Here is a 12,766-nt window from a genome sequence, read left to right as displayed (position 1 = left end):
ACCCCGAGCTAAGAAAGTCGGCCCCATCCGGGGCGAAGATGACTGCCGAATGCTCCCCGGTTTGCGTCCGCGTACGGTGGGCTCCCAAGCCCGTCGAGATGAAAACGCGTTGCTCTTCGGATTTCTAGAACACAATCCCTGAGGCGAACGCTTGGAACTACTTTCCGAGGATCGCGTCGCGTAGGCCTTCGTGCCATTGTTGTTGTTTCGGATCGTAGATTCCAAACCCTGAGTAGAACTCCCAGTAGGCGATTCCGATTCTTCGCTCGATCGCTTCGTCGGCGACAAAACGCGTCCACTGAATTCGTGATTCCATGTCGGCGGCTTGGTAGGCACCAAACTCACCGAGGTAGATGGGGACCTCGTTTTCAACGCTCCAGCGGAGAGCTCGATCAAGATCGTTGCGGACGGCCTTTTGCTGTTCGGGCGTTCCAGTCCAGGTGGTGCCTTTCCATTGTTTGGATTCGTCACCCAACCATCCCGCGTCTTGGTGAGTGAACTGAAACGGCGAGTAGTAGTGGAACGTTGCGACCAAGTTTTGACGATCTTTTGGGAGTTTGAGAAACTGCAACGCGTCGATGGAATTGAAGTTCGCTGGTCCAACCACGATCGTTCGAGTGGGATGTTTTTCGCGAATGATTGGGAGAGCGTCCGCCAACAGGCGATTCCATTTGCCGGCGTCGAGATTTTCGTGTGGTTCATTCAAAACTTCGAATACCAGTTCCGGCGGAGCATCCTCGAATTCGTTCGCGATCTGACGCCACAGTTCGAGGAACCGATCGTGATGCTGTTCCGGATTGGCGTACAAGCCCTCGTAATGATGGATGTTGATCATCACTTTGAGATCGCGGCGTAACGCTTCGTCGACCACCCAACGAACCCGCTTCATGAAGGTGGAGCTGATCGTGTAAGGGGCGGTGTTGCTGGCATGTGTCGACCAGCGAACTGGCACTCGAACCGAATCAAAACCGGCTTGTTGGATCAGGTCCAAGTGTTTTGCTTCCAGTCGCGGGCCCCAATCGCCTTCGCGAGGAGCCTCCAACGCGTTGCCGATGTTCACGCCTCGGCCGAAGAACGGCGTTTGGTTTTGAAAGAACGCGGTGGTCTTCAGTTGTTCCAGCAAACGAGATTCGCTGACCGCTCGGATGCTTTGGATCGTGATCGAGCTTTGATCGGTTGGTTTCTCGATGATGACAGCCACCGATTGGATTCGGGCTGCGTCAAAGGGAACGTCGGTTTGTCCATGCCAAGTCCCAAACGCGACACGGATGACTCCAGATGAATTGGGTGGTACCGTTGCCGCAGCCGCGCTGCTGCCATCGCGACCGCTCGATCCAGGGTTGCGTGCCGTCAGCACGACTTTGACCGATTGGTTGCCGGGGTTGAAAACTTCGGTCTCCAGGGCATCAAACGCGTCCAAGCGGAGCGGCGTTCCGGTGACATTCCACTGCACATTGGGATAGCCATTGCTGGGCGGAACCGTGACTTTCATCAAAGCGTTGGGGACTGGTTCGATCTTCGCATCCTGCGAAGTGATTTGGATGTCAGTGAGTGGACTCTCCCCAAACAAAACTTTTTCACCCAACGCGGTTTGAGCGGAAGCGTCGCTCAAGCTAGCCCCGACGATTCCAATCGCGGCGAGCATCACGGCAGGCAGCCAACGCAGCGGACGAAGACCAACATCGGTGGTACGAACGAACATTTTTACTCGAGGGGAAATCATGAGAAACACGGATAGGACCACTGTGGTGCTATCGGAAATGATATCTCATCCGAAAGCGGAACGAGGACGCACGAATCGCAACCCAAATGACGTGGCGTGTTCAGCTACAATGGTCAAGATCGTCGAAGGACGATTCCCGCCCATCTGATCCGCCCACTGATCGTCCCCACAACCGATCATCGGCTCTCGATCCAGCCCCTGGAACCGCAGCCATGTTGAATCTGACATCCCGTGCCAAGACTCACACATGCAACGGGACGACCCGTCGCGATTTTTTGCAGGTCGGAACCCTCGGAATGCTTGGCTTTGGGTTACCGCAACTGTTGGCTGCCGAAGCCGCCGGTGCCGCAGGAAAGAACACCGATCGAAAATCATGCATCATGATTTTCAATCTGGGGGCTCCCAGTCAGATGGACACTTTCGACCCGAAGCCGAACGCACCGGTGGAGGTTCGCGGGCCGTTTAAAACCATTGCGACTCGCGGCGATTTTGAGCTGACGGAGATCCTGCCAAAACACGCGGAGATCGCGGACATGTTTTCCATTGTTCGTTCGTGTTATCACACGGCCGCCGCCGTTCACGATGCGGGATGGCAAATGCTGCAGACGGGGCGTCAGTTCACGGGCGGCGTGAACTACCCGCATGCCGGTGCGGTTGTTGAATACCTTCAGGGACGCCGCACGGACTTGCCCGCCCATGTTGTTTTGCCGCAAACAATGGGACGGGGCGGTGGGAATCTGCCCAACGGACAAGCTGGTGGCTTTCTTGGGAAAGCTTACGATCCATTTGCGTTGATGGCGGATCCGAGCCAGCCAAACTTCAAAGTCCCTGACCTGCTGCCTCCATCGTCGCTACCGGATGTTCGCATTGATCGACGGCGGCGGATGCGTGATTCGATCGAAAGCCACATGGCTCGGTTCGAATCCACCGAGTCGGCGAAGCTGTTCGACGCCAACTTTGAAGCTGCTTATCGGATGATGAACAGCCCCGAAGCTCGCATGGCATTCGATCTTTCCAAGGAACCGACTTCGGTCCGTGAACGTTATGGCATGAACCGCTTCGGTCAATGCTGCTTGCTAGCTCGCCGTCTGATTGAAGCCGGCGTGCGGTTCGTCACCATCAACACTTTTTTGACGGTCTTCAATGAAGTCACTTGGGACATCCATGGCAGCAAACCGTTCACGACCATTGAAGGCATGAAAAACATTGTGGCTCCCATGTATGACCAAGCCTACTCGGCATTGATCACTGATCTGCACGATCGCGGTTTGCTCGACGACACCATGGTTTGTGGGCTGGCCGAGTTTGGACGCACCCCCAAAGTCAATCCGGCGGGAGGACGAGATCACTGGCCACAGTGTTTCTCATGCACGTTCGCGGGTGGCGGCGTGGTCGGAGGAAGAGCGGTTGGGAAGTCGGACCCGGTCGGCGGCGTTCCCGCGGATCGCCCGACCAACCCCGGCGAGATCATCGCAACGATCTTCAAAGCAATGGATCTGGATCTGCACGCGGAATTGCCCGGTCCCGGCGGGCGTCCGTTCCCGCTGGTTGACTTCGGCGTTCGAGAGATCAAGGAGCTGTTCGCGTGAAAAGTTCATTCCATCTGACCGTCTTTTGCACGTTGGGGATGTTGGCCGCAACGCTATTCACCAACTCAATCGCGAATGCAGACTCGCATGAGTCGGTGGTTTTGTTGCCAGAGCAACTTGAGCTCTCACATGCAGGTGACTTGCAACGATTATCAGTTGCCACTTGGCAAGACGGAATTGCCGGTGCAACGATTGACGAAGTCGCCATCGAGTCGTCTGACCCGAGCATCGTCAAAGTCGTCGGTCAAACCTTGCACGCGGTTTCCGGTGGGACCGCGACGGTGACGGCCACCACGACCGACGGAAGGACCACCGCGAAGGAAGTGACGGTCGGTGGCACGAAAACGCCTCATCAATGGAGCTTTCGAAACGACGTGCAAAGCGTGTTGGCAAAGCAGGGATGCAACATGGGTGCGTGCCATGGTGCGTTGGCCGGCAAGGGCGGGTTCGTGCTGTCACTTCGTGGGTACGACAGCGACGCGGATTTTCATTCCATCACTCGGCAAGCCCGCGGGCGCCGAATTGAAATGGCCGATCCTGGCCGCAGTTTGCTGCTTGCCAAACCAACGGGAGCCCTGCCACACAAAGGCGGCCTGCGTCTGGATACGAATTCGCGAGACTATGAGATCTTGGCCCAGTGGATTGCCAATGGTGCGGAGGCTCCTTCCGAAGACGATGCTTTGATTGAAAAGATCACGGTGACTCCGGAGAACGCCAAACTGCATCCAGGTGACCACTCCCAGGTCCTCGTGACGGCTCACTACGACGATGGCACCTCGCGGGATGTGACTCATTGGTCGCAATTCACGGCCACCGATGAAGCGGTGGCGGGTGTGGATGAATCCGGCCGAGTGCAGATCAATGGAAGCGGCGAAGCAGCGGTGCTGGTTTGGTATGCCAGCAAAGTCGCTCTGGCGAGAATGACGGTGCCATATCCGAATGAGTTTGCCGCGGAAGTTTACGCGTCAGCGCCGCGTCGCAATTTCATCGATGATCTGAACCTGCAGCAGCTTCAAACGCTTCAGTTGCCGCCGTCTGAACCTTGCGATGACGAGACATTTCTTCGTCGTGCCACCTTGGACACGATCGGGCGATTGCCAACCCAGTCGGAACGTGAGCAGTATTTCTCTGCACCCGAACACCAACGCCGTGATGCGTTGATTGACCAATTGTTGGCGGCGGAATCCTTCACCGATTATTGGTCTTACAAATGGTCGGATCTGCTGGTCATCAACGGGAACAAGCTTCGTCCGGTGGCGGTCAAGTCGTATTACGATTGGCTCCACGACAGTGTCCGCACGAATAAACCGTGGGACGTTTTGGTTCGCGAAATACTGACGTCCACCGGCAGCAGTGCCACCAACGGTGCCACGAACTTTTTCGCGGTCAATCAAACGCCGGAGGATATGACCGAAAGCGCGTGCCAGTCCTTTTTGGGATTGTCGATTGGGTGTGCGAAGTGTCACAACCATCCACTCGAGAAATGGACGAACGATCAATACTACGCCATGGCGAACCTGTTTTCGCGAGTCCGGGCGAAGGGATGGGGCGGAGATTCGCGAAACGGCGATGGCGTGCGACAATTGTATGTTTCGACGTCCGGTGAACTGGTGCAACCCAATCTTGGAAAAGCCCAGCCGCCCGCTCCGCTCGATTCCGAACCGATGGCCTTTGACGACCCACGCGATCGACGCGAAGTCTTGGCGGAATGGTTGACTGATCCAGCCAATCCCTATTTTGCGAGATCAATCACCAATCGCATCTGGGCGAACTTTTTTGGGCGAGGGCTTGTCGAACAAGTCGATGATTTAAGGCTCAGCAATCCTGCTAGCAACGAAGACCTGCTCAACGCGGCGTCCAAGCACTTGAGTGATTCTGGTTTCGATCTGAAGACGTTGATGCGGACGATCTTGCAGAGCGAGACTTATCAGCGGAGCAGTTTGACGGTCGAGGGAAATCGCGAAGATCCAAAGTATCTGAGCCACTACGCACCTCGGCGGTTGATGGCGGAGGTGTTGCTCGATTCGATGGATCAAGTCCTAGGCACATCGACCTCGTTCACCGAGATCGCTTTTGCGGGAGCCGACAAGCAGAAGACGGATTTCTACAAGGCTGGAACACGGGCGATTGAGCTCTACGATTCCGCGGTGGATTCGTATTTCCTAAAAACCTTCGGTCGCAATCCTCGCGAGATTGTTTGTGAATGCGAGCGTGACGCGGAACCATCAATGGTTCAGGTTCTTCATCTGTCCAATGGTGAAACACTGAATCCCAAACTGAATGATCCGGCCAGTTTGCCGAGCCTCGCGGCAGCGGAAAAGTGGGATCGTGACGAGTATCTCGACACCTTGTTTCAAAGGGCGTTGTCTCGAGTCCCAACGGCGGCGGAACGTCAATCACTGGGGGCGGTGATGGATGAATACGAAGATGACCAAGCCACCGCGATGCGAGACGTCGCCTGGAGCGTTTTGACGAGCGTCGAGTTCACCTACAACCATTGAAGCGATCCCCGATGAGAACTCACTGCATCTATTTGTTGTTGGCTGTTTGCTGTTCCTCGATGAACGCTCATGCGGTCGACTTTGTCGAAGACGTGGCACCGATTCTGCAAACGTATTGCACCGGTTGTCACGCCGAAGATGATGCGCAAGGTGGATTGGCGATGGACACGCACGCTGCCTTGCTCCGCGGTGGGGACTCAGGATTGGCACTCACCCCGGGAGTTGTGTCGAGCAGCCGAATGTTTTTGATGGCGTCGGGCAAGCTCGAACCGGTGATGCCACCGGATGACATGGAAGGACCAAGCGAAGAAGAACTCGCGATTTTGGCCGATTGGATCGAGCAAGGTGCCCAGGGGCCGGACGGCGAAATGCCGATTCGTCGGGATCTGAAGACACCGAAGATTGCTACTTCTGCTGATGCGAATTTGCCGGTCACCGCGATTGCTCGGTCCAACGATGGTGCCTGGCAGGCGACTGCAAAGTTTGGGGCAATCACCTTGGTGAACGTCGCCAGCGGCGAATCGAAAGAGGTCGCGAATCCCTGGGGCAAAGTCAATTCGTTGCAGTTCAGTGGTGATAGCACGCAATTGCTGGCTGCATCGGGGCTGACCGGCGGATACGGACAAGCGACCTTGTTCCATGTTGCTGATGGCAGCGTGCTCAAGGAATTGGTGGGGCATCGTGACGTTTTGTACGCAGCCGAGTTTTCGCCCGATGGAAAGCGAATTGCAACGGCGGGCTACGATCGGAAAATTTTGATTTGGGACACGAGCACCGGCGAGGTCGTCCAGGAATTGCTCGGGCACAACGGCGCGATCTTTGGTCTCGCGTTTTCTCCCGATGGCACGCTGCTCATCTCGGCTTGCGCTGACGAAACGGTCAAGGTTTGGGAGGTGGCAACGGGCCAGCGGCTGGACACTCTCAGCCAACCGGAAGGCGAAGTGAATCGCGTGTTGTTCTCAAAGGACGGACGATGGATGTTGGCAGGTGGCGCCGACAATCGTCTGAGAGTTTGGAAGTTGGTTTCGAAGACAGAGGCTGCGATCAACCCGATTGTGCAAACCCGGTTTGTCGATGAGTCTCCGATATCGGGGATGGCGCTGACTCCCGATGGTCGCGGTTTGGTGATCGTCAGTGAAGCGGGCAATGCAAAGGTGCTTCGAACCGATGATTGGTCCGTCGTGGGGGCAATGGAGCCCTTGGGGGAAACACCCAGCGATCTGTTCGTGTCGAAGGATGGGACCAGTGTCACCATCGGCTTGATGGATGGGCGTGTTGTGAAACGCGTCCTCCCCGAGATCGTCCCGCGAGACTCTGGGCCGCGGCGCACAACGTTGGAACCGGTTTACTTGGATTTGGGGCCGCTGGTTTCTTTGGACGAGTCCAGTCTCGACTTCACCGATGGTGTTGCGGATGTGCGGCGTGGTTGCGAAGTCATTGGATCGCTGACAACGAGAGGCGAACAAGACTGCTATCGATTCTCCGCTCGTCGTGGCGAAACGTGGATGATCGAAGCGGATGCGACGTCGGGGGACCTTGATCCGAAGATCGTCTTATTGGATGAGGCTGGCCAACCGCTGCTTCGAACTAGGCTGCAAGCGGTTCGAGACACCTACTTCACATTTCGCGGCAAGAACAGCGGCCAAGTCAACGACTTTCGATTGTTTGGATGGCAAGAAATTGGTCTGAACCAATACCTCTATTCCAGTGGCGAAGTCACCAGGACATGGCGACACCCGCGCGGTCCCGACTCGGGCTTTGACGTGTATCCCGGAGCCGGAAATCGACACACCTACTTCGGCACGACCCACACGACTCATGCGCTGGGTGAACCCGCCTATGTCGTTCGAGAGTTGGGGCTGGAAGAGGAACCAGAGCCCAACGGATTGCCCGTGTTCGATGTGTTCTATGAAAACGACGATGATCCGAGCCGCGTCGCGGGTGAGTCCAGTCGCTTGGATTTCGTTGCCCCACGCGATGGGAACTTTACCGTTTGTGTTGGCGATACCCGCGGGCACTTTGAGGACGATTTTCTGTATCGACTGCGGATTCGACCGGCGGCCCCATCCTATTCGGCATCGATTGGCAAGATGAACGCTAGCCTTCCGCCGGGGGCCGGTCGCAAGATTGACTTGAACGTTCAGCGGATCGACGGGTTCGATGGGCCAATCACGTTTGAGCTGGACGATTTGCCATCAGGCTGGCACTCGAATTTTCCTGTGGTGGTCGAAGCCAACCAATACTCCGCAGAAGGTGCGATCTTTGTTCCCAGCGGAACGAAACCGCCCGCCGAGCCAGTGGATTTGCGTGTCACTGCGACGGCGGAGATTTTGGATCGCCGCGTTGAACGAGATGCGGGAACGATCAAGGGTTTGACCGTTGGCACACCACCGAGCGTGATTCCGATGATCCAACCGATCGATCGGAACGTTCCTGAAAACGAAGATTGGACGCTCGTGATTCCGCGTGGCACAACCGTATCCGCTCGGATCGTGCTGCGACGCGGCAAGGATGCGAAAGGCAACGTTAACAACGGCGAGATCCGGTTTGGCGGTGAGGGCAGCGGCCACAATGCGTCCCATGGTGTCTATGTCGACAACATTGGGTTAAGCGGTTTGCTGGTTCTGCCGGATGAAAATGAGCGTGAGTTGTTCATCACGGCTGATCCGGTTGCGGCATTGGGAAAACGATCGTTGTTTTTGATTTCAGCGAACGATGGCGGTGTGGCTAGCTTTCCCATCACAATCGATGTTCAAGATGCAACCACGCTGAGTGCTTCCGCAGATTGAACTTTTGGGCGTCCAATGTCATCCAACCATTCGGGGAATTGATTCTCAGTCTTTCCCGCAATAGACAGGGGTGTCGTTGTTCATGGAAAGCCGCATTTGCCTAGTCAATTTATGTCTGATCGCCGTTGGACCAAAATCGGTCTCGTTTCCACGTTGCTGTGGTTCGTGATGGCGGAACTGGCGAGTGCGGCGACGTTTGCCAGTTTCTCCGCTTCCCGTCACGATCGTTTTTTGGGCGACGATACTCTCAATCCAGATTTCTGGTTGGATCACTCTCTGCTCACCGGCGTCGCTGTTCGGCGTGCCGTGCTGATCACCCCGTTGCACTACGTCACCGCAACTCATACGGGGATGATCAACCCAACGTTTGTTGCCGCCGATGGCACGCGGCACACTTACACGGCTGCGTCATCGACCGTGTTGCAAACAACCTTGCGAACAGACTTCGAGCTTGAGAACGGCACAACGCTCATGGCCGGAACGGTTCACAACAGCGACTTGCTGCTGGTGACATTGGAGGCCCCGATACCGGCGAGCGACGGGGTCACGCCAATGTCGGTTTTAGGAGGCGGCTACTTTGACATGCTGGGTCGGAGCATCATCATTCAAGGTCAAAACTCACAGTTCGGTTCGGATACGATCGATTTCACGCAGACGGTTGAACTGAACACCGGTGCCATCACCGAGTCGGTTGTTTACCGGTGGGATCATCCGTTGGGAGGCGGCGGCATGGATGAGCTCACCTTGGTTGGCGGTGACTCGGGTGAAGGCTCGTTCATTGAATATGGTGGCGAATATGTATTAACGGGGACCAACATGGGGATCGCCACCGACCCAGATACGTCGGAGAAATTCAGTTTCAACAACTTCGTTTCGCCCTACGTGGATTTGATTGCCGCCGAAGTCGCTGCGGATGGTTTTTCGATCACAGTCGTTGCTGTTCCCGAACCATCGACGTCGTTGGCAATCCTTACAGCCCTGGGCTTTGGTTGGGCGCGACGACGTACCAAGCGATCCCGACTGCATGAACGAGTGACGCCAATAAAACCATCAGGTGCCAAACCGCGTGCAGGTATGGAGCTCGTCGATCGTTCATGAGGAAGATCGTGCCGACGCTGTAAAGGACACCGCCAATGAACATCGCGTAAGCGAGTTCGACGGGCACGTTGCGAATCAAAGGAATGGCAGGCAGCCATCCGAGTAGCAAATACGACACGACGCTGATTGAATGCAGGCGATGCATTCGCACCGCTTTGTTGAAGAATCCCGCCAGGGCGGCGATCCACATCGCCGTCAGCAACGGGATTCGCCAGCCATCAGGTGAGTAGGCATAGGCGATCGGAGTGTAGGTTCCGATAATCATCAAATAGATCGCCGCTTGGTCGCACGCTCGAAAGCGATCGAGCCAAGGTTGTTCCAAAAATACGTGCGACAAGGTCGAGCAAACAAAGGTGGTCACGACCGACGCGGCGTAGACACCACAGGCGATCGCCAACCCAGGTTCGCCCGCAGATGATCGAACTAGTACGGCTCCAACGATACACCAAAGCACCGCCGATAAACCGTGCGTCCATGCGTTGGCCCATTCCTGTTCGGGCTGAATCGGTGGTGCGTCAATGGTGTGATCCAACGTTCATTTTCCCTTGAGAAGGTTTTCGTCACGCAGCCAACGCAAACAGAGTTCAGGCCAAAGATCGTCCGCTCGACCATCCATGCGTCCGCCAAAACCATGGCCGCTGCCCGTGAAGACATGCAGTGCCGATGGAACACCGGCTTCATGAAGTTTGCTAAAAACGGTCACGCAGTTCATGACGGTCAGTCGGTCGTCTTCGCCGTGGACCAAGAACATCGGTGGCGAGTTCTCGTTGATTTCAAACCCGTCCAAATCTTTGGGCGAGTCTTTCTTAACCAGCCAGGCAGGATAGATCAGACAGGCAAAATCGGGCAGGCGAATCTCTTGATCTGCGTCATCGATTGCATCGTACTGACGTTCCAAGATCGTGGCAGAACGACATGCAGCGTGGCCGCCAGCGGAAAAACCCATCACGCCGACCTTCTCCGGAATATCGCCGGTGACTTTGCCGGCTCGAATCAGAGCGATGGCCCGCTGGATGTCTTGAACAGGTGGCTTCCATTTTGGTTCCATTGTGCGAGTCGGAACGCGATACTTCAAAACAACGCTGGTCACGCCGCCCGCCACCAACTGATCGGCAATTTCGGTTCCCTCCAAATCCCAAGCCAGGATTGAAAAGCCTCCTCCGGGACAGATGACCATGATGGTCTTCGATGGATTGCCGTTTGCATCTTTGGCGGGAAAAACATGCATCTCCGGTGTGGACACATTGCCGAGACGAATCAATCGTTTACCACCAACTTGGTTGTCTGTCGGCTTTGTGAAGTCGCTTTCCGGTTCGGTCGGTGCGTCCCACTTCGGTGGATCCGAAGGCCAAACCGGGAGAACGTCGCTGGGTTCAGTTCCAAAACAGTTTGTGCAGACACAAGTGGCGGACATCATCACAGCGGTCAGAGTGATGCCCCAAAACCAATTTCGTTCGGCCAAGCCAGTCGTTTTCATCGCGAGTTCGTCCAGGAGGGGAATTGATTTGCAAGACAGGCCGACATCGTAACCCATGCATCGATTACGCGCGGCTCCACCAAAATCGGACCAGATCGGCGACCTGTTCGCCTTCGATCTCGTCGCCGAGCATCAACTCGTCGGCGAGTGCCGCAATTGCCGACCAACAAGGATCTGATGCAACGATCTTTCTTAGACGGACGATTGCTTCTCGCATCAATCGGATTTGTTGAGCCGCCTGCGGTTTCAAAGCTGCCGCACACAACTGAGCTTGCCGCCAGTCGCTTTCCCAAGCACGTACGTCCAACAAGTCCTCGTCACCGCTTTGATACACAAACTCGGCAACGGGACCCGCGAGAACCGTTAGCAATTCCCGTTGACGTTGCCAGGTGTCACTTGGGTCGACACGTCCCCAGTTGACGATGCAGTCACCGAATCGCCGTGGCAGGTCACCGTCTTCATCATCGAAGATCGATGCTTGTGAAAGCGTGACTCGGTCGATCTGGGCACCAAGTGCGCAACCAACGATCGCGTGACCAGCCTCGTGATAGGCCGTCACCAATTCATCGTCGTCATCTGGCCAAGTCCAATCCATCAACCATTCATCACGCTGGTGTTTCGTTGCGACAATCATCGTAGCGGCGACGGGTGATTTGCACGACCTGACGAATTCAATCGGCGAAGCGAGGCACTGGAGCATGAAAAAACCGCCGCAAGTGATCAATACTTGGGCGGTTCAGTTTGTTTTATCGAAAAGCTCGGGGCCCTAGCTTGTAGGAAACTCGGGCTCCGAGTTTTCAAATTCAATTAGTTCAGCATTTGCTTGACTTCGGACATCACAGCAGCGACGTCGATCTTGTCAGCGTCGAACTCGTGACGGGCGACAACCTGCGAGTCGTTGGCGATCACGACGGTGATTTGTGCTTCGTCAGACAACTTGTAGTTTGCGGGACCGTTTTTGTCTTTGGCAACGACGACTGGCACATTCTTGGCAGCCATCTTTTTGCCTTCGCTTTTTAGACTGTCAGCTTTTTCGCCGAACAGAGTGACAAAGCTTTTCAGTTGTGCGTCACCATTGGCGGCGACGGCGGAGTCAAGTTCCTTGACCAATTTCGCGACGGGTTCACTGGTTTGGCGGGCGAAGACCATGACCATGGGACGCGAACCGTATTTGCAGCGGTAGCACAATGCTTCGCCGGCTTCGACACCGTCATCTTCTGCACCAGCGACCTTGGTCACGTAGAACGCGCCGATTGGGTCACCTTGGCACAGTCCTTTGTCAGCGGTGGCAGGGTCTGCGGCGAACGCAGCGGGGATTGCCATTGCACAGGCCAGGGCAGCAGTCAAAAACAAACGCGACATCAAGCTTCTCCGTTTGAAGCGGGGATACTTCGCGAGATCAGACGAATTTGTCCGATGCCTCGCAGGAAATAGGTCTTTTGCTAAACAATGACGATCAGATCGATTTGTCCGCCATTGGACGCCGAAAAGTTGCGGGAATTCGACAGCTTCGGCGATTGCTGTTCATTATTCCACCGCCGAATCGCTTCGGCTAGTGACGATCGCGTCAATTGTACCGCGACGACTAC

At 55.7% G+C, this 12,766-nt stretch carries 8 protein-coding genes and 1 pseudogene; 4 read left to right on the top strand and 5 right to left on the bottom strand.

The genetic code is table 11. From position 1 onward, the window contains the following. Window positions 1-157 precede the first annotated feature (157 nt). Window positions 158-1,702, bottom strand: coding sequence for a glycoside hydrolase family 5 protein (locus RB_RS10565; protein ID WP_007333750.1), 1,545 nt, complete (start codon window positions 1,700-1,702; stop codon window positions 158-160). Window positions 1,703-1,935: 233 nt separating this feature from the next. Between RB_RS10565 and RB_RS10560 the strand changes: the two genes are divergently transcribed. The 4 genes from RB_RS10560 (at window position 1,936) to RB_RS10545 (ending at window position 9,700) form a co-directional block, all read left to right on the top strand. Continuing rightward, entirely contained in the window at window positions 1,936-3,312 is a 1,377-nt protein-coding gene (locus tag RB_RS10560) for a DUF1501 domain-containing protein (protein WP_164921843.1), read from the top strand. Beyond that, window positions 3,309-5,813 (top strand): DUF1553 domain-containing protein, encoded by a 2,505-nt coding sequence (locus RB_RS10555; protein ID WP_011120349.1) that lies wholly within the window; start codon window positions 3,309-3,311, stop codon window positions 5,811-5,813. Before RB_RS10560 ends, RB_RS10555 begins: the two co-directional genes overlap by 4 nt. Window positions 5,814-5,824: 11 nt before the next feature. Beyond that, window positions 5,825-8,602 (top strand): WD40 repeat domain-containing protein, encoded by a 2,778-nt coding sequence (locus tag RB_RS10550; protein WP_164921842.1) that lies wholly within the window; start codon window positions 5,825-5,827, stop codon window positions 8,600-8,602. A gap of 111 nt (window positions 8,603-8,713) precedes the next feature. Then, window positions 8,714-9,700 carry a PEP-CTERM sorting domain-containing protein gene (locus tag RB_RS10545; RefSeq protein ID WP_164921841.1) on the top strand — a complete coding sequence of 329 codons (987 nt, stop codon included), beginning with the start codon at window positions 8,714-8,716 and terminating at the stop codon, window positions 9,698-9,700. On the opposite strand, the pseudogene trhA reads toward RB_RS10545, so the two are convergent. The 4 genes and pseudogenes from trhA to RB_RS10525 form a co-directional block, all read right to left on the bottom strand. Next, window positions 9,666-10,154: pseudogene (trhA, locus tag RB_RS10540) on the bottom strand (PAQR family membrane homeostasis protein TrhA); the annotation flags it as partial. The gene RB_RS10545 and the pseudogene trhA overlap by 35 nt on opposite strands. Before the next feature lie 81 nt (window positions 10,155-10,235). Then, the gene (locus RB_RS10535; protein ID WP_231846389.1) at window positions 10,236-11,177 is read right to left on the bottom strand and encodes an alpha/beta hydrolase; all 942 of its coding nucleotides are present in this window, start codon (window positions 11,175-11,177) and stop codon (window positions 10,236-10,238) included. Between the two features lie 64 nt (window positions 11,178-11,241). Continuing rightward, complete coding sequence (locus RB_RS10530) at window positions 11,242-11,811, bottom strand: hypothetical protein (RefSeq protein ID WP_007333743.1); 570 nt, start codon at window positions 11,809-11,811, stop codon at window positions 11,242-11,244. 173 nt (window positions 11,812-11,984) lie between these two features. Further along, window positions 11,985-12,539 carry a hypothetical protein gene (locus RB_RS10525; RefSeq protein WP_007328536.1) on the bottom strand — a complete coding sequence of 185 codons (555 nt, stop codon included), beginning with the start codon at window positions 12,537-12,539 and terminating at the stop codon, window positions 11,985-11,987. Window positions 12,540-12,766 lie beyond the last annotated feature (227 nt).

Source organism: Rhodopirellula baltica SH 1 (assembly GCF_000196115.1).
Lineage (GTDB): Bacteria > Planctomycetota > Planctomycetia > Pirellulales > Pirellulaceae > Rhodopirellula > Rhodopirellula baltica.
This window is presented reverse-complemented; position numbering and strand designations above follow the sequence as displayed.

Bases quoted from the DNA above. Each gene is read 5' to 3' on its own strand.
- RB_RS10565 (WP_007333750.1), bottom strand. From the start codon at position 1,702: ATGTTCGTTCGTACCACCGATGTTGGTCTTCGTCCGCTGCGTTGGCTG.
- RB_RS10560 (WP_164921843.1), top strand. From the start codon at position 1,936: ATGTTGAATCTGACATCCCGTGCCAAGACTCACACATGCAACGGGACG.
- RB_RS10550 (WP_164921842.1), top strand. From the start codon at position 5,825: ATGAGAACTCACTGCATCTATTTGTTGTTGGCTGTTTGCTGTTCCTCG.
- RB_RS10545 (WP_164921841.1), top strand. From the start codon at position 8,714: ATGTCTGATCGCCGTTGGACCAAAATCGGTCTCGTTTCCACGTTGCTG.
- RB_RS10535 (WP_231846389.1), bottom strand. From the start codon at position 11,177: ATGAAAACGACTGGCTTGGCCGAACGAAATTGGTTTTGGGGCATCACT.
- RB_RS10530 (WP_007333743.1), bottom strand. From the start codon at position 11,811: ATGATTGTCGCAACGAAACACCAGCGTGATGAATGGTTGATGGATTGG.
- RB_RS10525 (WP_007328536.1), bottom strand. From the start codon at position 12,539: ATGTCGCGTTTGTTTTTGACTGCTGCCCTGGCCTGTGCAATGGCAATC.